The 20,720-nt window shown below is 67.8% G+C and carries 9 protein-coding genes; 5 read left to right on the forward strand and 4 right to left on the reverse strand.

The window, feature by feature from the left end; genetic code table 11:
* Positions 1–9: 9 nt before the first annotated feature.
* Positions 10–7,098: a calcium-binding protein gene (locus VH569_RS29745; RefSeq protein WP_423320235.1), complete on the reverse strand. Its 7,089-nt coding sequence runs from the start codon at positions 7,096–7,098 to the stop codon at positions 10–12.
* 731 nt (positions 7,099–7,829) lie between these two features.
* Here VH569_RS29745 and VH569_RS29750 point away from each other — a divergent pair.
* Together VH569_RS29750 and VH569_RS29755 are read left to right on the forward strand one after the other, a co-directional pair.
* Positions 7,830–9,614 carry a tetratricopeptide repeat protein gene (locus VH569_RS29750; RefSeq protein ID WP_423320236.1) on the forward strand — a complete coding sequence of 595 codons (1,785 nt, stop codon included), beginning with the start codon at positions 7,830–7,832 and terminating at the stop codon, positions 9,612–9,614.
* Positions 9,615–10,064: 450 nt separating this feature from the next.
* Positions 10,065–11,474 (forward strand): tetratricopeptide repeat protein, encoded by a 1,410-nt coding sequence (locus VH569_RS29755; protein ID WP_423320238.1) that lies wholly within the window; start codon positions 10,065–10,067, stop codon positions 11,472–11,474.
* A 22-nt stretch (positions 11,475–11,496) separates the two neighbouring features.
* Here the strand turns inward: VH569_RS29755 and VH569_RS29760 are convergent, their stop codons facing one another.
* Positions 11,497–13,455 (reverse strand): hypothetical protein, encoded by a 1,959-nt coding sequence (locus tag VH569_RS29760; protein WP_423320239.1) that lies wholly within the window; start codon positions 13,453–13,455, stop codon positions 11,497–11,499.
* Positions 13,456–13,819: 364 nt separating this feature from the next.
* Between VH569_RS29760 and VH569_RS29765 the strand changes: the two genes are divergently transcribed.
* From VH569_RS29765 to VH569_RS29775, 3 genes are all read left to right on the forward strand, one after another.
* Entirely contained in the window at positions 13,820–14,497 is a 678-nt protein-coding gene (locus VH569_RS29765) for an AAA family ATPase (protein WP_423320241.1), read from the forward strand.
* Positions 14,498–15,551: 1,054 nt separating this feature from the next.
* Entirely contained in the window at positions 15,552–15,986 is a 435-nt protein-coding gene (locus tag VH569_RS29770) for a hypothetical protein (RefSeq protein WP_423320242.1), read from the forward strand.
* Positions 15,987–16,306: 320 nt separating this feature from the next.
* Entirely contained in the window at positions 16,307–17,599 is a 1,293-nt protein-coding gene (locus VH569_RS29775; protein ID WP_423320244.1) for a hypothetical protein, read from the forward strand.
* A gap of 95 nt (positions 17,600–17,694) precedes the next feature.
* Here the strand turns inward: VH569_RS29775 and VH569_RS29780 are convergent, their stop codons facing one another.
* Positions 17,695–19,371, reverse strand: a complete 1,677-nt coding sequence (locus VH569_RS29780; RefSeq protein WP_423320246.1) for a tetratricopeptide repeat protein — start codon at positions 19,369–19,371, stop codon at positions 17,695–17,697.
* A gap of 258 nt (positions 19,372–19,629) precedes the next feature.
* Positions 19,630–20,679, reverse strand: a complete 1,050-nt coding sequence (locus VH569_RS29785) for a hypothetical protein (protein ID WP_423320248.1) — start codon at positions 20,677–20,679, stop codon at positions 19,630–19,632.
* Positions 20,680–20,720: the final 41 nt, after the last annotated feature.

Raw genomic sequence — 20,720 nt, forward strand, 5'->3', positions numbered from 1 at the left:
CCCCAGCCATCAACCGAGGTTGATGTCGGAGAGCGAGAGGACCGTGCCGTTGTACACGCCGAGCAGCCGGACCTCGGTGGCGGCCACCTGGCCGTCGCCGTTGGTATCGACCACCTGGTACAGGCCGGAGCTGGTGCCGTTGTTGGCCAGAACCAGCGTGCTTGCACCAGCCGACGAGTTCGTCAGCGTACCCAGGGCCGAGCGGAAGCTGGCCAGCGAAGCGTCCGTCAGGCTGCCGCTGACGACCGAGGTCAGGCTCACCAGCTCGTTGGAGCCGATGTTCACGCCGTTGGTCGCAGCAGAGGCCGTCGTGAGCGAGGCATCGCCGTTCTTGTCCGCAGTGGTCCGGGCCGTACCGGTCAGCTGCACCTTGTCGGTGCCCGACTGGAAGTTCGAGACCGAGACGAAGCCGGTGTTCGCGCCCAGCGCCGAGATGTCGGTGAAGGACGAGTACACCACCGTGTCGGTGCCGCTGCCCGAAGCCAGGCTCAGGCTGTCGCCCGTGCCGGCCTGGAAGCGGATGCCCGAACCGCCGGTCACCGTGATGGCGTCGGTGCCCGCACCGCCGATCAGCGTCTCGATGCCCGAGACCGACATCGTCACACCGGTGTCGCCCAGCGTGATCACGTCGTTGCCGGTGCCGCCGGTCAGGGTCTCGATGCCACGCAGCAGGACCGTGTTGCCGCCATCGCCGAGGCTGACGAGGTCGGAACCGGCGCCGCCGACCAGGATCTCGATCCCGCTCTCGGCCCGCATGGTGACGCCCGTGTCGCCCAGGATCACCAGGTCGCTGCCGGCACCACCGATCATGGTGTCGATGCCGCGGGTGATGACGGTGTTGCCCGCCGCACCCAGGGTCACGACATCCGAGCCGGCACCGCCGACCAGGAACTCGACGCCCGAGGCCGTCATCGTCACGCCGGCCGAACCGGTGAAGACGATGTCGGTGTTGGCGCCACCGACCAGGGTCTCGACGCCCGTCACGGTGACCGTGTTCGGGGTGTCGCCCAGGGTGATGACGTCGGTGCCCACGCCGCCGATCAGCGTCTCGACCGCACGGGTCAGCAGGGTGCTGCCCGAGGTGCCCAGAGTGATGACGTCGGTGGCCGCGCCGCCGACCAGGATCTCGATGCCCGAACCCAGCGTCATGGTGACGCCGGTGTCGCCCAGGAACACCAGGTCGCTGCCCGCACCGCCCGACAGGGTGTCGATGCCGCGGGTGATGACCGTGTTGCCCGAGGAGCCCAGGGTGACGACATCCGAACCGGTGCCGCCGACCAGGAACTCGACCCCCGAGACCGTCATCGTCACGCCGGCCGAACCGGTGAAGACGACGTCGGTGTTCGCACCGCCGGTCAGGGTCTCGATGCCCGTCACGGTGATGGTGTTCACCGTGTCACCGAGCGTGATGACGTCGGTGCCCACGCCGCCGATCAGCGTCTCGATGCCGCGGGTCAGCAGGGTCGTGCCCGAGGTGCCGATGGTCACCACGTCGGTACCAGCGCCGCCGACCAGGATTTCCAGGCCATTGGTGGCTGCACCGACCACGTCCACGGTCAGCGTGTTGCCGGTGTCGCCCAGGATCACCAGGTCGGAACCCGCACCGCCGATCAGCGTCTCGATGCCGCGGATGGTGGTGGTGTTGCCGGCCGTACCCAGGGTCAGGACGTCGGTGCCGGCGCCGCCGATCACGAAGTCCGCACCCGAGACGGTGAGGGTCGAACCAGCCGTGCTGGTGAAGATCACCTCCAGGCCCGTGCCGCCGATCACCGTTTCGATGCCGCTCACCAGCAGCGTGCCGCCGGCCGTGCCGATGGTCACGATGTCGGTGCCCACGCCACCGGTCAGGGTCTCCAGACCCGAAACCAGCAGGGTGTTGCCCGCCGTGCCCAGCGTGACGATGTCGGAGGCGAGGCCACCGATCAGCGTCTCGATGCCGCCGACGATCAGCGAGTTGGCGGTGTTGCCGAGCGTGATGACGTCGGTGCCCAGACCGCCGGTCAGCGTCTCGACGCCGCGCAGCAGCACCGTGTTGCCGGCCGTGCCCAGCGTGACCACATCGACGCCCGTGCCGCCGACCAGGATCTCGAGGCCGGACGCCAGCAGCGTCGAACCGCCCGAACCCAGGAACACGAGGTCGGAACCCGTGCCGCCGGTGAGGGTCTCCAGCGCGTTGACCACCAGGGTGTTGCCCACGGTGCCCAGCGTGACGATGTCGGTGCCCACGCCACCGGTCAGGGTCTCCAGACCCGAAACCAGCAGGGTGTTGCCCGCCGTGCTCAGCGAGATCAGGTCGAGGCCTGCGCCGCCGGCCAGGGTCTCGATGCCCGAAACCACCATGGTGGTGCCGGTGTCGCCGATGGTGATGACATCGGTGCCGACGGAGCCGATCAGGGTCTCCAGGCCACGCAGGATCAGGGTGTTACCCGCGGTGCCCAGCGTGACGACGTCGGTGTTGGTGCCGCCGACCAGGATCTCGATGCCCGAAGCCAGCATCGTGTTGCCGGACGACCCCAGGAAGATCACGTCGGTGCCCAGACCGCCGGTGACCGTCTCCAGCAGGTTGGCGAGCAGCGTGCTGCCGGCCGTGCCGATGGTGATCAGATCGGTGGTGGTGGAACCGGTGATGGTTTCCAGAGCCGAGACCAGCAGGGTGTTGCCCGCCGTGCCCAGCGACACGACGTCGACGCCCGCGCCGCCGTTCAGCGTCTCGATCAGCGTCACCGCGAGGGTGTTGCCGGCCGAGCCGAGGGTGACGACGTCGGAGAGCGAGCTGCCGGTCAGGGTCTCAAGACCCGAAACCAGCAGGGTGCCGCCCGTGGTGCCGATCGTGATGGCATCGGAGGCGGTGCCGCCGATGATCGTCTCGAACAGCGAAACCGTCGCGGTGTTGGCCGTGTTGCCCAGCGTCAGGACGTCGGTGCCGACGTTGCCGCTCAGCGTCTCGATGCCGCGCAGCAGGACCGTGTTGCCGGCCGTGCCCAGCGTGACCACGTCGGTGCCGACGCCGCCGATCAGGATGTCGATGCCCGACACCGAGACCGTCGAACCGCCCGAGCCCAGGAACACCAGTTCCGAACCCGTGCCGCCGGTGATGGTCTCAAGACCGTTGGCAAGCAGCGTGCCGCCGGCCGAACCGATGGTGATGACGTCGGTGCCCAAGCCACCGGTCAGGGTCTCCAGACCCGAAACCAGCAGGGTGTTGCCCGCCGTGCCCAGCGTGATGGCGTCCGTCGCCGCACCGCCAGCCAGCGTCTCGATGCCCGAAACCACCATGGTGGTGCCGGTATCGCCGATGGTGATGACGTCGGTGCCGAAGGAACCCGTCAGGCTCTCGATGCCACGGACGATGACCGTGTTGCCCGAGGTGCCCAGGTTGACCGTATCGCTGCCCGTGCCGCCGATCAGGAACTCCAGACCGGAAGCCAGGACCGTGTTGCCGGCCGAGCCCAGGAAGACGAGGTCCGTACCCGAAGCGCCGGTGATCGTCTCGATGCCCGAGGCCAGCAGGGTGCCGCCCACGGTGCCGAGCGTGACGACGTCGGTGCCGACGCCACCGGTCAGGGTCTCCAGCAGCGACACCAGGACGGTGTTGCCGGCGGTGCCCAGGGTGACAACGTCGTTGCCGGCCTGACCGGTCAGCGTCTCGATGCCGGACACCAGCGTGGTGTTGCCGAGGACCGAGGCGAGGGTGATGACATCGGTACCGACATTGCCGGTCAGCGTCTCGACGGCCGAGACGAAGACGGTGTTGCCGGCCGTGCCCAAGGCGATGACGTCGGTGGCGGTGCCGCCGATGATCGTCTCGAACAGCGAAACCGTGGCGGTGTTGCCCGTGTCGCCCAGCGTCAGGATGTCGGTGCCGACGTTACCGGTCAGCGTCTCGATGCCGCGCAGCAGCACCGTGTTGCCGGCCGTGCCCAGCGTGACCACGTCGGTGCCGACGCCGCCGATCAGGATGTCGATGCCCGACACCGAGACCGTCGAACCGCCCGTGCCCAGGAACACCAGTTCCGAACCCGTGCCGCCGATGATGGTCTCAAGACCGTTGGCAAGCAGCGTGCCGCCGGCCGAACCGATGGTGATGACGTCGGTGCCCACGCCACCGGTCAGGGTCTCCAGACCCGAAACCAGCAGGGTGCCGCCCGCCGTGCCGATGGTGATGGCGTCCGTCGCCGCACCGCCAGCCAGCGTCTCGATGCCCGAAACCACCATGGTGGTGCCGGTGTCGCCGATGGTGATGACGTCGGTGCCCACGCCGCCGGTCAGGATTTCCAGACCGCGGACCGTGGTGGTGCTGCCAGCCGAGCCCAGCGTGATGACGTCGGTGCCCGCACCGCCGATCAGGAACTCCAGCGCGACCGTCTGGAAGGTGCTGCCAGTCGAGCCGATGAAGACCAGGTCGCTGCCCGCGCCGCCCTGCAGGAACTCGATGCCCGAGGTCAGCAAGGTGTTGCCGGAGGTGCCCAGGATGACGGCATCGGTCGCCGTGCTACCGGTCAGGGTCTCCAGACCCGAAACCAGCAGGGTGCCGCCCGCGGTGCCGATGGTGATGGCGTCGGTCGCCGCACCGCCGGTGATCGTCTCCAGCAGGCTGGCGAGGATCGTGTTGCCGGCCGAACCCAGGGTGACGACGTCGGTGCCCACGCCACCGGTCAGGGTCTCCAGACCCGAAACCAGCAGGCTGTTGCCGGCCGTGCTCAGCGTGACGACGTCGGAGGCCGTGCCACCGATCAGCGTCTCGATGCCGTTGACGGTCAGCGTGTTCGCCGTATCGCCCAGCGTGACGACGTCGGTGCCGACACCGCCGGTCAGCACGTCGATGCCGCGCATCAGCACCGTGTTACCGGCCGTGCCCAGCGTGACGACGTCGGAAGCCGTGCCGCCGACCAGGATTTCGACGCCCGAAACCAGGACGGTGTTGCCCGTGGTGCCGAGGTAGACGAGGTCGGAGGCGCTGCTGCCGGTGATCGTCTCCAGCAAGCCGGTGAGGATGGTGCCGCCAGCCGAGCCGAGGGTAACGACGTCGGTGCCCACGCCACCGGTCAGGGTCTCCAGACCCGAAACCAGCAGGGTGTTGCCGGCCGTGCTCAGCGTGACAACGTCGGAGGCCGCGCCACCGATCAGCGTCTCGATGCCGCCGACGGTCAGGGTGTTGGCGGTGTTGCCCAGCGTGATGACGTCGGTGCCGACACCGCCGGTCAGCACGTCGATGCCGCGCAGCAGCACCGTGTTGCCGGCCGTGCCCAGCGTGACGACGTCGGAAGCCGTGTCGCCGACCAGAACCTCAACGCCCGAAACCAGGACGGTGTTGCCCGTGGTGCCGAGGTAGACGAGGTCGCTACCGGCGGCGCCGGTGATCGTCTCCAGCAGGTTGGTCAGGACGGTGTTGCCGGCCGAACCCAGGGTAACGACGTCGGTGCCGACACCGCCGGTCAGCGTCTCGACCAGGGTGACCAGCAGGGTGTTGCCCGCGGTGCCCAGCGTGACCACGTCGGTGGACGAGCCACCGGTCAGGGTCTCGATGCCGCCGACGGTCAGCGTGTTGGTGGTGTCGCCCAGCGTGACGACGTCGGTGCCGACACCGCCGGTCAGCAGCTCGAGGCCACGAACGGTCAGCGTGTTGCCGGCCGTGCCCAGCGTGACGATGTCGGAAGCCGTGCCGCCGACCAGGATCTCGAGGCCGGAAACCAGGACCGTGCTGCCGGCCGAGCCGAGCGTGACGATGTCGGTGCCGACACCGCCGGTCAGCGTCTCGAGGACATTGGCCAGGATGGTGCTGCCGGCCGTGCCCAGCGTGACCACGTCGGTGCCGACGCCGCCGGTCAGGGTCTCGAGGGCATTGACCAGCAGGGTGTTGCCGGCCGTGCCCAGCGTCACGACATCGGTTGCCACCGTGCCGCTCAGCGTCTCGATCGCGCCGACCGTGATGGTGCTGCCGCCGGTGCCCAGCGTGACCACGTCGGTGCCGATGCCGCCGGTCAGGCTCTCGATCCCATTGATCAGCAGCGTGGTGCCGGCCGTGCCCAGCGTCACGACGTCGGAAGCCGCCGTACCGGTCAGGGTCTCGATCACGCCGACCGTGATGGTGCTGCCGCCGGCCGCCAGGGTGACGACGTCGGTGCCGACACCGCCGATCAGGATCTCGATGCCGCCGACCAGCAGGGTGCTGCCAACCGTGCCCAGCGTGACCACGTCGGTGCCGACGCCGCCGGTCAGGGTCTCCAGACCCGAAACCAGCAGGGTGTTGCCGGCCGTGCCCAGCGTGACCACGTCGGTGCCGACGCCGCCAGTCAGGGTCTCAAGGCCGCCGGCCAGAACCGTGTTGCCAGCCGTGCCCAGCGTGACCACGTCGGTGCCGACGCCGCCGGTGAGCGTGTCGATCGCGTTGACCAGCAGGGTGYTGCCGGCCGTGCCCAGCGTGACCACGTCGAGGGCGGTCGTGCCGGTCAGCGTCTCGATCGCGCCRACCGTGATGGTGCTGCCGCCGGYCSCCAGSKTGAYSACGTCGGTGSCGMYRCCGCCGGTGATGGYSTCGATGCCGCTGACCAGCAGGGTGCTGCCATTGTTGCCCAGCGTGATCACGTCGGTGCCGACGCCGCCAACCAGGGTCTCGACAGCCGTGAGCGCCAGGGTGTTGCCAGCCGTGCCCAGCGTGACGATGTCGGTGCCCGACGAACCGAACAGCGTCTCGATGCCGCCGGCCAGAACCGTGTTGCCAGCCGTGCCCAGCGTGACGATGTCAGTGCCGACGCCGCCGGTGATCGTCTCAAGCAGGTTCACCAGCAGGCTGTTGCCGGCCGTGCCCAGCGTGACGATGTCGGTGCCGACGCCGCCGGTCAGGGTCTCCAGCGCGGAAACCAGGATGGTGCTGCCGGACGTGCCCAGCGTAACGACGTCGGTCCCAACACCGCCAGTGATCGTCTCAAGCAGGTTCACCAGCATGGTGGAGCCGGACGTGCCAATCGTGACCACGTCGGTGGTGGTGCTACCAACCAGGGTTTCCAGCAACGAAACCTGGAGGGTGGAACCGGAAGTCAAGGTAATGAAATCGGTGCCGGTGCTGCCGATCAGCGTCTCAAGCGTCGAAATCGACACGGTGTTACCGGCCGTTCCGAGCGTGATGACATCGGTGCCAACGTTACCGATAATCGTAGAGAACTGCCCCAATGTTAGGGTTGAACCCGTAGTTACGCCTACGGTGTAGGGTCCAGCCATTAGTAATCCCCTTCAGGTTTGGTTCGCCGGCGGATGAACCATTCTAAGGTGTGCGCCACACTGGATGCAGGCAGACAGACTCAGTCCTAGCGCGACCTAACACACCGTGCCCTTGTTATCCGAAGGACTGCGCCTATGGCAATCCGTTTCTACCGAAGTGGGTAGACCGAACTGGCCGGTCTTGTGACACTCTGTGAAGCGGTTATCCTGAATGGCGGAGTGCTATTCCCCCAAGCCTTTGCAATGCCTTGCGAAATGCCCGGTATGGCGAAATCGCCACAGCACGCGCGAAGTTGGTGGTACCCACAGTTCCAAGGGCTTCCAGGCGGGAGCGTGCCCCCGGGAAGGAGGAAGCCGTTCTCGAATCGAGTGTGCAGCGACGAAGACTTGCGTGACCTTCACAACTTCGCCGCCGATCTGCCGCCAAGCTCTGGCTTCGACGATGACGGCCACGTTGTTACAAGTTGATAACACGGCCTGTATTTCGTTTGCCGCGGCAGCGAGGATGCGCTTGGAGAATTCGGGAACACCCGTTATTCCCTTGCGGCAACAGGCGCCGCCGGACAGCCGCCACACGAAGACACCCAAGGGCCAGGGACGACCGATCGAGCATGGCGACCATTCAGGACGCGCTCGCCGCAGCAGTGCGGCATCATCAGAGCGGCAATCTGGCCGCGGCCGCGCGGATCTACCGCCGTATCCTGGAGATCACGCCCGAGCAGTCCGACGCGCTGCATCTGCTGGGGCTGGTCGCCCGCCGCGCCGGACAGGGGGGAACAGCACTCCGCCTGATGATCCGTGCCCTGCGGATCGATCCCGCCATAGCGGAAGCGCGGCTCAATCTGGGCAACCTGCTGCGCGACCAGGGCCATGCAGCCGGGGCGGCGGCGGCTTACCGCAACGCCATCGCACTGCGCCCCGACTTCGCCGCCGCCTATGAGAATGTGGGCGGCCTGCTGCGCGGGCTGTCGCGCCCCGCCGATGCCCGGGACGCCTATCGCCGGGCGATCCGCCTCTCCCCCGCCGGGTCGGAGGGCCATGCGGGGCTGGGCAATGTCCTGCAGGAGGGCGACGACCTGCGGGATGCCGTCGCCTCCTATGCCCGCGCCATCGCCATCGACCCCACCCATATGGCCGTCTGCAACAACCTGGGCATCGCGCTGCGCTCCCTGGACAAGACGGGGGCCGGGGCGGAGGCGGCAACGGCGTGGCATCGCCGCGCCGTGGCGCTCGATCCCTATTTCGCCGCCGGCTACAGCAGCCTCGGCCTGGCCTTGCAGGAGTTGGGACGGTTGGAGGACGCGGCGCACGCCCATGCCCGCGCCGTCGCCGTCGATCCGGGCTTCGCCGGCGGCTATGCCAACCACGGCAACGCCCGGCTGAACCAGAACCGGCTGGACGAGGCGGTCACCGGCTTCCGCCGCGCCGTCGCCATCGACCCCGCCGGTCCGGATGCCCGCCGCAACCTGGGCATGGCCCTGCTGGTCGGCGGCCGTTTCGAGGAGGGCTGGCGCGAGTATGAGTGGCGGCTGCGCTGCAAGGACGCGCCCGCCCAGGCCGCCATGCCCAAGCCGCGCTGGACGGGAGAACCGCCGGATGGCCGCCGCATCCTGCTGCACGGCGAGCAGGGGCTGGGCGACAGCCTGCAATTCTGCCGCTACGTTCCCCTTGTGGCGGCGCGCGGCGGCCGGGTGATCCTGGGGGTGCCGGCGCCGCTGAAACGGGTGCTGGCCGGCCTGCCCGGCGTGGAGCGGGTCGTCAGCGGCCAGCTCGGCACCGACGACTTCGACCTGCATCTGCCGATGCTGAGCCTGGGCGAGGTGTTCGGCACCCAGATGGACACCATCCCGCACCGCGTTCCCTACCTGTCGGCGGAGCCCGATCTGGTTGCGCGCTGGGGCGAGCGGCTGAAGGGTGCGGCAAAGGACGGGGGCGGGCTGAAGGTGGGCATCGTCTGGGCCGGATCGCCCACCCACGGCAACGACAGGAACCGCTCCATCGGGCTGGCCCCCTTCGCCCGGCTGGCCTCGATCCCCGGCGTCAGACTGGTCTCCATCCAGAAGGGRCCCACCGAAGGGCAGGCGGCAAACCCGCCGGGCGGCTTCCCGCTGCTGAACCTGTCGCCCGACATCAAGGACTTCGCCGACACCGCCGCCATCATGGCGAACCTCGATCTGGTCGTCTGCGTCGACACCTCCGTCGCCCATCTCGCCGGTGCCCTCGGCGTCCCGGTCTGGGTGCTGGTGCCCTTCGCCCCGGATTGGCGCTGGATGCTCGACCGCGAGGACAGCCCCTGGTACCCGACCATGCGCCTGTTCCGGCAGGCAAGGCCGCAGCACTGGGACGACACCATCGACAGGCTGGAGCGCGCACTGCGCAAGCGCGCTGCCGGATAAGGGGTCCCGGCAGGATCGGGTTTCCCAATGGGATCGGGGGCCATGCCCCGCCCGCTGCGTCCGTCATCCCCCTGGCTTGCCTGACTGTCCGGGCGGCCGGCGCATTCGGGACTGCGAATATAAAAGTGCCACGCCGGAGCGACCGGCGTGGCACAGTTTCGGCTGGAACCCTTTCCCGGGTCCATACAGACATTTGATGATATTTGGCGAACTGTTCAAGCGCCTTCTCCTGAACGGCAGCGTTTTGGCTCGGCATCGCCTCTATATTTCCGCAGGGCGGTGGTGGACCCGCATTTGTGGTACCGGCCACCCTTGCAACATGGACCATTCAGGGCCGGTGAACCGCGACTCGGGGGAAACGATACGGTCGAACGGAAGGCATGCTGGCAGCTTGTCAGCCGGACGGGTGTCATGGGATGAAAGCCGCCCCAGCCTGAAAAGCCGACCGCCATGCCCCCCATCCCGCCGCCCGCCGATCTCCAGAGCGATTTGGACGCCGCACGCGACGCCGAGCGGACGGGAGGACCCGAAGCCGCCATGGCGCTCTACCGCCGGGTGCTGGAACGTGACGCGGAAAAGGGCGAAGCCGGAATGGCGGTGGCCCATGACGCGCTCGCCCGGCTGCTGGTCGGACAGGACATGGCGGAGGCGGCCGGCCATGCGCTCGCCTCCTGGCGGCTGACGCCCGCCGACCAGACCCGGCGCTCCAACCTGTGGCAGCTTCTGACCCATTTGGGCAAAGCCGACGACGTGGACCGCTTCCAGGGCCGAGACGACTGCGTCGGGCTGGTGGCGCTGGGCAACGCGCTGCGCCGCGACGGGCAGGGGCTGCGCGCCGAACGTGCCTACCGCCGGGCGCTGGAGCTGTATCCGGAGGTCTCCTTCACGCTGAGCCGGCTGGCCTGCCTGTGCGCCGAGCAGCACCGGCTGGAAGAGGCCGACGCCCTGTTCCTCCAGGCGGCGGAGCGCCATGGCGGACGCGATGCCGCCACCCGCACCGCCCCGGCCTTCCTGGCGTCCCTGCGCGACGGGCCGCCGCCGGCCGGCATCCGCGCCACGCTGGCCGAAGGGGCGGGAAGCGCCGACCGGCCGCTGGTGGTCTACGCATCCTGCGACGCGGTCTATGCGCGCAAGTTCCTGCCGACCATGGTGCGGTCCATCGTCGAGGACAGCGGCCTGGACTGCGCCATCGCCCTGCACCTGATCAATCCCGACGCGGAGGCCGAGGCGACGGTGGCGTCCCTGGCCGCCGCCCATGGCGCCGGGCGCTTCATCGTCCTGCGCGAGACCATCGACCTGGCGCCACTGGGCGACAACGCCAAGACCTATTACGCCTGCAGCCGTTTCCTGGTGCTGCCCGACCTGCTGTCCCGTTGGAAGCGGCCGGTGCTGATGCTGGACGTCGACCTGATGGCGATCCGCGACCTGAACCCGCTGCTGGCGGCCTCCGCCCACTCGGACCTGGGGATGATGAGCCATGCGCTGAAGCGGCTGGACATCTGGAGCCTGCTCTACGCCGACGTGCTGCACATCCGGCCGACCATGGGCGCCCTGCGTTTCCTCGACCTGACCCGGCGCTATATCCGCCATTTCCTGGATCGCGGCCTGCCGGTCTGGTTCCTCGACCAGGCGGCGCTCGCCGCCGTGCATCTGGCCGGCTTCACGACGGAGGCGGCCCCGCGCCTGACCGTCTATCCGGCCGATATCCACAGCAGCACGGTGATGGTCGATGGCGAGGGCCGCTATTGGACCGACGACAGCGCCTATTTCTATTCGGTCCGCGCCACCGGCGGCGGCCAGCAGGCGATGCACCGGCTGAAGCGCCGGGCCGGCACCACCGCCGACGTCAAGCCCGGATAAGGCTGGGCGGCGCCGGCCCGTCTCAGCGGATCCAGCCTGTCTCCCGGAAGCGGTCGAGGTTGTCGCGCACCAGCCGGGGATGACGGTCGAGCGGCACAACCTCGTATCCCCCACGGGCGCCGGGGGCGCCTTCTGGCAGGGTGCCGCCGCCGTCGAGGAAGCTGGCGACATCCGCCATGTTGCCTTCGCCGAAGGACTGGGCATGCTCCTGGTGGGCGTAGGCGTTCAGCTTGGCGGCGAAGCGCGACACATCGCCCATCCAGCTGAAATGCCAGCCGGCGTCGCGGATGAGGTGGCCGATGTTCTGCTTGGCGAGGTAGCGCACGGCGTTGGGGCCGATCTGCCGGATGAAGCGGAAGGGCGCGGCCCCGGCGGCACGCCAGTCGCGGGAGAAGCGATAGTTCAGCCGGTAGAAGAACAGGTCGAGTTCGGTGGTGAAGACGGTGTCAAAGGCCGGCCCGCCGCCGCGCAGCCGCTCCACCACCTCGCGCCGCAGGATCTCGTCGACGTCGGAGACGATGACCATGTCGTCGTCGCGGCAGCCGTCCAGCCCGCGCAGGATGGCGTCGCGCTGGTAGGCTTCCCGCTGCCAGGAGAAGGTGCCGACAAGCTCGTCCACCACCACGTAGCGGATCTTGTCCATGTAGGGCTGGAACCGCTCGCGATGGTCGCCGAAGGTCAGCGCCTTGGGCTCGCCGGAATGGGTGTGGGACGCCTCCACCACGACGAAGCGCTCGACCACGTCGTAGAGTTCGGCCAGCCGGACCTCCAGGATCTCGGCCTCGTTGAAGAAAGTGCAGCAGTCGAAGACCCGCCGGGATGCCGGCCCCGCCGGGACGGCCGGTCCTCCCGCCATGTCTTCGGCGGCCATGTCTTCGGTGGCCGTGTCTTCGGCGAAGGGATTGCCGGGCAGCGGAAGAGTGGGATTGTGTCCGAGCGCCGCCGCATAGCCGACGAGCGACCGCATGCCGAGCAGGGTCGTCCAGCGCTGCGTCCGGGTCCAGCTGTCGATGCCGGGCGCCTCCAGCAGGCGCTCCATCGTTGCCGACAGGCTGTCGAAGGAGGCACGGGCCGCGGCCTGCCGGTCCATGTCGTAGATATAGGCGTAGGCGAAGCCCTTCAGGCTCTCCAGAAGCCCCTCGATGACGAGATACTGCTGGGCCTGCGCCTTGCGCTCCAGTCCGGCCGGGCTGTTCCACAGGTCGAAGCCTCGGCTGTGGGCCTCCAGGGCGTCGCGATAGCCCTGCCGCTCCTGCTGGAGGTCTCCCAGCCAATGCATCGCGGCCGCGGCCGCCTGCCGGCGTGCCTCCGCCCGGCCGGCGCCCGGCCACGCCTCCGCCTGAAACGTCATCCCGCGGCAACGGGTCAGGGCCTCCGCCTGACCGGGCGGGCACAGCCGGCCGAGCGCGCCCAGGAGCGGAGCCGCCGGCCGGTCACGGCCAAGCCACTCGGCAAGGGCGCGGATGCCGGCCGGGATGGCGATGTCGCGCAACTGGCCGGCATGGGCCGTCCCCGGGGCGAGCAGCAGGCCCCGGGCGATCGACATGGCCGCCACCGCTCCGTCGCCGTCGGCGCCGCGCTCGAACTGCCCGACGAGCAGATGCGCCTGGGCGATTGCCGGATCGAGGACCAGCAGCAGCCGGCAGGCGCGCCTGGCGTCGCCGGCCCGCCCGGCATTCGCATCCTCCGTGGCGCGCTGGAGGATCATGGAGATCATGGCTTCGCAGTTGGTGCGAAGGGTGTCGCGCGGCGCGCCATACTGCGCGAGAAGGGCGAAACACCAGACCGCCACCTCGAGCCGGCCATGCCGGTAGGCGTCGCTCCCCTTCGCAAAGATGTCGGTCAGGACCGTTTTCGACAGATCTACGGCGTCCGCATTCCCGGGATCCCGTTGCAGGATGCGCCGCAGCCCTTCGATGGCGTGCCAGGAACGCCCCGCTTCGGCATCGGTCCGGACCTGGAGAAAGCTGGCGTCTGTCATGCGGCGGATCCTGGCGACGGGATGGCGGAGACGAAGGGATGAGCGGCTGAACACAGAACCCGCAGGCAGGCAGCGGCCGATCCGGGCACGGCACAGCTTGCCGCCGGCTGGGAGCCCCGCAACGGCTGGGCCGGGTGGCTATGCCATGGCGACGCCGGGGCTGACAAGCGCCGGGGCAGGGAAACGCCGCCGCCCCGGCATTCCTTCCACTCACCACAAAGCCATTTTATGTTTAAATATCATGATTTCATGTTTCTTCTTCATGACGTGAAACCACTTCCATCTTTCCTGTTCTTGCGTGTAAATCCGCAAAGCTCCCGCTCGGGTCACCCCGCTTTCCCCCTCTGCAACCGGGAACCACCGCATGGCTCGGATCATCAGTTTCGCCTCCACCAAGGGCGGCGTCGGCAAGACCAGTCTGGTCATGGCGCTCACCTCCGAACTGCGCCGGCGCGAGGCAAACGTGCTTCTGCTCGACTGCGACCCCAACCGGCATCTGGCCGAATGGGCACGGCGGCGGAACGATGCCGGGGTGCGGGTGCTGGACGAGATCACGGAATCGAACGTCCGCCAGACGGTGCAGGAGAACGCGCCGAGCTTCGACTACACGCTGATCGACCTTGCCGGCTTCGGCAACCTGACCATGCTCTACGCCTTCTCGGTCAGCGACGGGGTGCTGATCCCGACCCAGCAGTCCTTCATGGACGTAAAGGAGACGGTGCGCACCTTCAAGGTGGTGGCGGATTCCGTCGGCGTGCTGAAGCACACCCCGGCCTCCAGCGTGGTGATCGTCCGCACCCAGGCGGCCATCGAATCCCGCGTCGACCGCCACGCCCGCGGCCTGCTGGACGAACATGGCGTCCCGGCCTTCCGCACCGAACTGATCGAGCGCTCTCTCCTGAAGGAGATGACCTATACCGGCCACGGTCCGGGCGAGGTCAATCCCGAAAGCAATGCCGACCTGAACGTCCGCGCCCTGACCGACGAGTTCGTCGCCTTCCTGGAAAGCTCCCCGGCCAATCCACTGATCCCGCGGGGGTGAGGCGGACCGGACGGCTTCCGGAGGGTGTGGGGAGCGCAGTCGCGGTTGCAGGACATGAGATACGGTCATGTCTCTGCTTGGTGATTTCATGAAATGATTTCTATCGCACAACCGGCGACCTGAGGGTGAGGCGGGGCTGCGTTTCCGCGGATTGGGCGCATCGAGACCGGGGCCTCAAACCGGTGGGCGGTTCCTGTGCGGAGCAGCGGAGAAATTGGCTGGAGAGATTGGCTTGTGTTCCCCTCCGGCAGATGTAAGGGGCACCGGCAGCGGGGCGGGCAGGCTCGGCATCCGATTGCTATTTATCATGTCATGATTTTTAGGCATGACTTCTTGTCAGGATGAGAGCTGATGAAAGCATGAGGCCGGAGCAGGGCCGCTTCGACGAGACCGGAGAAGCCAACCACTCGACCGACCAAAACATGCTTTTTCATCATTTCATGAAATCTTGACAACGCCGTTGCGCAGCGAGGCGGTATCCTCAAATCACGATTGCCCGATCCTGCAAAGGTCCGCTCCTGACCGAGGAAAGGCCGGACAGGGCAAAATAAGACAGGACAGGACAATCGCGTTTCACCGGGTACCCCCGCCAATACGGGACAACGGCATCTCCCCTTCTTGCGGTCCCACTGCCACGGGCATACCGGACAACCGGCACAGCCTCGCCCCCACATTGCCGAACTCACGGCACACCATTTCATGATTTGTTTTCAGCATAACCATTCATACAGAGCTTGCCGCCCCCGCTTTTCCTCCGGCGATGCTTCCGCTCCGGATGGACAGGCCATCCTTCCTCCGCCGATGGCCGCTCCTCCATCCCCTCTTGGAGCCTCCAAGCCCACACTTGTTTTCATGTTTTTATGTCATGATTTTTTGTGTTGGAATGATGCCTTGCTATCCCCCTGTGCTCCCCGCGCCACGCCGGTCGGCTTTCCGTCATGGCACAGGGGCCACCCGCCACATGTCGCGAAGACAGGACACCAAGTCATGATAATGCTTCATGGCTTATTCGGCCGGCCCTCTTGGAGCCGGCATCGCCCTGACCGGAGTGCCCATGTCGACCGACAGCCCCGCCAAGCCGACCGTTAAGCCTGCCGCCAAGCCGGCTCGTCCTCCATTGGGCGGGATCGGGATCGGCGGGCTGGGCGCGAACGACATCGATCCGATCCGCCAGTACGGATTGAGCAAGGGCTTCCTGCCGACCGAGACGGAGCCGACGGCACCGCCGGCGGCCGTCTCCCAGCCCATCTCACAGGCCGCTGTCCAGCCCACCGCTCAGCCCGCACCGCAGCCCCAGCCGGCTCCCACCGTCGTCCGTCCGGCGCCGACCCGGCCGTGGCAGGCGATGCTGCCCGATTATCTGGTTGAGGAGCTGCGCCAGGCCGCCGCGCGCGAAGGCACCGCCCAGAAGGTGATCGTGCTGAAGGCGCTTCGGCAGGCCGGATTCCGGATCGACGACATCGACCTTCAGGATCTGCGGCGGCGCTAAGCCTCCCGAATGAGCGCCGGGCGGCCTCAAGAAGCACACAAGTGCAGCCGAAGGGACGGTTTGACTCTCCTTGAGTAGCCGTCTATCCCCTACCCGCGCTCTGCTCCTGCTCCAAACCGACTGCAGACCACCAGCGACGACGAGAGATGAAGGCAAACATCACCCAGGCCGCCCCGGCGCCGTCCTCCCAGGCAGCCTTGCCCCTTCAGGCCTCGCCGCATCCGATATCGTCGGTTCCGGTATCATCGGTGCCGACTCCCACACCGGCTCCGGCCCCAATTCCGGCAGCCAGCCAGGGCTCCCACGGACTCAGCATCGAGATGCTGGAAGGGATGCTGGAGCAGAAGCCGCGGGATCCCAATGTATGGAGCGCGCTGGGCGCCCTGCTGCGGCAGGCCGGCAAGCCGGAGGCGGCGATCGCCTGCCAGCGGCGCGCGCTGGAGATCGACCAGCGCCATGTCGGCGCCTGGACCAATCTCGGCAACGTGCTGGGCGACGTGGAGCAATATGCCGATGCCATCGCCGCGCAGGAGCATGCGGTGGTGCTGTCTGGCGGCAACGCCAACCTGCTGTCCAACCTGGTGGTGGCGCTGCGGCACGGCTGCCGGTTCAACCGCGCGCTGGAGATCCTGGACGTCGCCCTGCGCGCCCGGCCCAACGACCCGGGGCTGCTGTGGGACCGCGCCCTGACGCTGCTTCAGGTCGGCCGCTATGCCGAAGGCTTCCGCGATTACGATTCCCGCCTGTCGCTGCCCAGCTACCAGAACCGCATCGCCGACGGCACGATGTGGGACGGCGGGCCGCTCGACGGCAAGACCATCCTGCTGACCACCGAACAGGGGTTCGGCGACGTGCTGCTGACCGCGCGCTATGCGCCGATGGTCAAGGCGCGCGGCGGCCGGGTCCTGCTGGAATGCCATCCGGAGCTGCACCGCCTGCTGTCCGGGCTGGAGGGCATCGACGGCTTCGTGCGCGCCGGCACTCCTTATCCGCCCTACGACGTCCATTGCCCGCTGATGAGCCTGCCGCACCGGCTGGGCACGACCATCGACACGGTGCCGCCGCCCACCCGCCTGACCGTTACGGCCGAAGCGCGCGAGAAGGCAGCCCGGCTGGTTCCCGGCCCGGACGGCACGATCAAGGTCGGCATCATCTGGTCCGGCCGCGTCACCTTCAAGGACAACGCGCGCCGCGCCACCACTCTCAGCCGCTTCCTTCGCTTCCTCAACGTGCCGAATGTGCGGCTCTACAGCATCCAGAAGGGCCCGCCAGAGGCGGAGCTGGAGACGCTCGGCACCTCCACCCTGATCACGCCGCTGGGGCAGCATTTCAACGATTTCGCCGATACCGCGGCGGTGCTGGAACGGCTCGATCTGGTGATCATGACCGACAGTTCGGTGGCGCATCTGGCCGGCTCGCTGGGCCGCCCGGTGTGGAACCTGCTGCAGTTCATGCCCTACTGGGTCTATGGCGACGGCAAGGGCGAGTGGGCGGACACCACCCCCTGGTACCCGTCGATGCGCCTGTTCCGCCAGACCACCCCGGGCGACTGGGACAGCGTGTTCGCCGCCGCCGAACAGGCCCTGCGTCAGCTGGTGGCGCTCAGGACCTGAGATCGGACGCGGCCATCGAGCGTCGGGACGGAGCGGAATGGTTCCGCTGTGCTCACGGCGTCAGGCAATTTCCCGCTCATGCCTGACGCCCCATCCTATGGCGTTCCTCCCACGGACCGTAACGCCCGGCCCACCTCGCCCAGCACGCCCCTCCAATCCCCGGGCGCCGTCTGGCGGAAGAGCCGCAAACTCGGGTACCAGGGGGATGTGGCCGCAGCCCCCCCCCAGAACCACGCCGGCATAAACGGCAGCAGCACCCAGCCTGGAACACCAAGCCCACCGGCCATGTGCGCCGTGGTGTTGTCGATGGTGATGACCAAATCCATCGCCGCCACCAGGGAGGCAAAGCCATCGAGATCGCCCGATGGGTCAACGCTTGTTTCATGGAAAAGGCCGGCGATGCGCCGCTCCTGGTCGTCGACACCGTATTGCAAGCTGATGAGCCGCCCTCCGGCTGCCGCCACCCCTGGAGCGAGAGCCGCCACGAGTTGCTCCAGACCGAGCGAACGTTCTGTACTGGCAACCGAGCGCCAGGAGAGGCCGATACACAGCTGGACATCGCGGTGACGGGCCCGCAAGGCGGCAATCCGCTGTGGATCAGCGACCAGATAGGGGCGTTGGCCGGCAAAATCCTCCGGCCGGCGCCGCAGATACCGCGGCAGGTCGCTGGCCGGAACCCGTGCCACACTGTCATCCACCAGAGCGGGTGTCGCCATGACAGAGGGATCGGCATCTCGCCCCACCACCTCCGTTCCCTTCAAAGAGCGCCGCAACAAGGAAACGAGGCGGGTATCGCATACGAAACGGCAAGCAATGCCGCTTTCGACCAAGTCCGGGATCAGACTGGCAAACAGGATCTCATCTCCCACCCCGGCTTGCCCCACCACCAGCAACCGTCCAGCCGGTATGGCAGAACCCGACCAACGAGGCAGATCATCGCCCACTCCTGGCGACGCCGTGGTCTCCCAGCGAGCAGCCAGATCATCCCATCCACCGGCCATCTCTCCCAGCAGAAGCCGGGCGACACCGCGGTTTACTTTCAGCTCCGAGTTGTCCGATTCAATATCCAGGGCCCGATTATAGGCGGCAACCCCATCCTGTGGCCTGCCCAGATGCACCCGCGCATTGGCAAAAAGGGCATAACCCTGCACAGAGTCGGGTGCCAGGGCGATAACCCGCCTGCCGTATCGTTCTACATCGGGCAACCGTCCTTGGGCTATCGCCACCAGAGCACTGTTGAGCACGGCCTCCACCGCCTCCGGAGCCAGGCGGCGCCCACGCGCCAAAGCCACCTCGGCCATTTCCTGACATCCCAGGGCATGCAGGACAGCGCCACGATTGACGTGCGCCATCGCCAGAGCGGGCACAAGCAGGCCCACTCCCCGGAACGCGGCCTCGGCTTGCTTCAAAGCACCACGCCGGAACAGGAGTATCCCGCGCTGGAATGCCGCTTGCTCCATCAGCGGATCGCAGCGCAGCGCCACCCCATAGGCAGCAAGCGCGCCAGCCTCGTCACCCTGCTCCGCCAGCAGAGCCGCAAGTTCGGCAAACATCGTGGCGTCGGCAGGGGATAGGGCGATAAGGCGCTGCAGACAGCCCAGCCCTGCTCCATAATCGCCGGCCGCCCTGGCGGCCTTGCCCAGCAGGCGCCAGCCATCGGCATTCACAGGATCGACGCGCAGGACAAGGCGATACAGCGCCATCGCCTCTTCCAGACGCCCGGCGGTGTGGTGATCCGCCGCCAGACGCAGAACGTCGCCGGTCGTCGCCATGACTTCGGTGTTCCTGCTTCAATGCCGCTGTACAGCTCTTTGCGTTCCTTAATGCGCTGGAGAGAGGCTGACCAGAACAATTCACCATCCGCACAGCCATCTCCCTTAACCACGGCTGCTGACTGCATCGGCCGATTGCCAACGGTTCATGCAAGCTGTCAGGCGCAATCCGGCTCCCCCGCAACAGGGAACGCCCCACAACAGGGAACGGGAGAGGGGAGGTGAGGATTTTGCCGGTTTGAATACCGTGCCGTCCCCCTACTCCTCGCCCGACGCCCCCGCAATCCGGCCATAACGCGCCAGCAATGGGTCCTGCCGCTTCAGGATGCGCTCCAGGTTCGCAAGCGCATCGTCGACGCCTTCGGCCGGTTCCACCCACCGGTCCAGTTCGGCGGGAGCCACGGGCGCGATCCCAGGAACGGCTCCGGCCGCCGCCGCGGGCCGCGGCGCCACCTCCCCCAGCATCGCCGCCAGATCCGCCGCCACGAAGACACGGTGGGTGCGCCGGCGTGTGATCTCCACGGCGATCTCCAGCCGCTGCAATTCCTCCAGCAAATCGGTGGCGGCACTGGTGGCGCAGCGCAGCCGGGCAGCCAGCCGGGCCGGGCCGATCACCCCTTCCGCCGCCACCGCATCGACGGCCCGGCGAATACGGGCGTCGCTGCGCCGGTCGCCGACGCGCCGGCGCCAGCCGCGCCAGCGATGCAGCAGGGCGGTGAGACCATCCTCCCCCTGCTCCGCTTGCCGGGCGATACCGTCGAGGAAAGCAACGAGCCACATCCCGTCCGGTTCGGCGCGGCGGATCGCCTCGACCCCGTTCAGGCAGGGCAGCGGCAGCGGCGTCATCCCTTGAGCGGCGAGGAAACGGGAAACGGCCAGACAGGCTCCGCTGCGGTCTCCGCCGGCTTCCAGATGGGCGAAGAAGCCAACTCCGCACGCGACCAGCACCGCCGGTCCAGCCGTGGCATGGGCCTTCTCCATCCGGGCGAGCGCCCCGTCCATACTGGTCGGAGCGAATGCCGGCGGGCTGGGGTCGGAGAGCATCTGCCGCATCAGGTCGAGGGCCAGCATGGTGGCCCCCCAGTCGCGCAGAGCACGTGTCGGCACCTGAGCCAGCAGAGTGCGCAGTCGGTTGGGATCGACGCGGCGCCCCTGACTGTCGGCGATGTCGGCAACAGCCTCGACCCGCGACCGATGCAGCCAAGCGGCCAGAACCGGACTGCCGGTGGTTGCCTGGGCCAGCCGCCCGACAGCCTTGGCTGCCCGCTCCAAGGGACCGAGAAGGAGGAGGGGGTCGGAAAGGCGCAAATCCTTCATATCTTTATATAACAGTTAGTTATCGATATTTG

Origin of the sequence: Azospirillum sp. 11R-A (assembly GCF_049472615.1) — a bacterium.
Taxonomy (GTDB): domain Bacteria; phylum Pseudomonadota; class Alphaproteobacteria; order Azospirillales; family Azospirillaceae; genus Azospirillum; species Azospirillum palustre.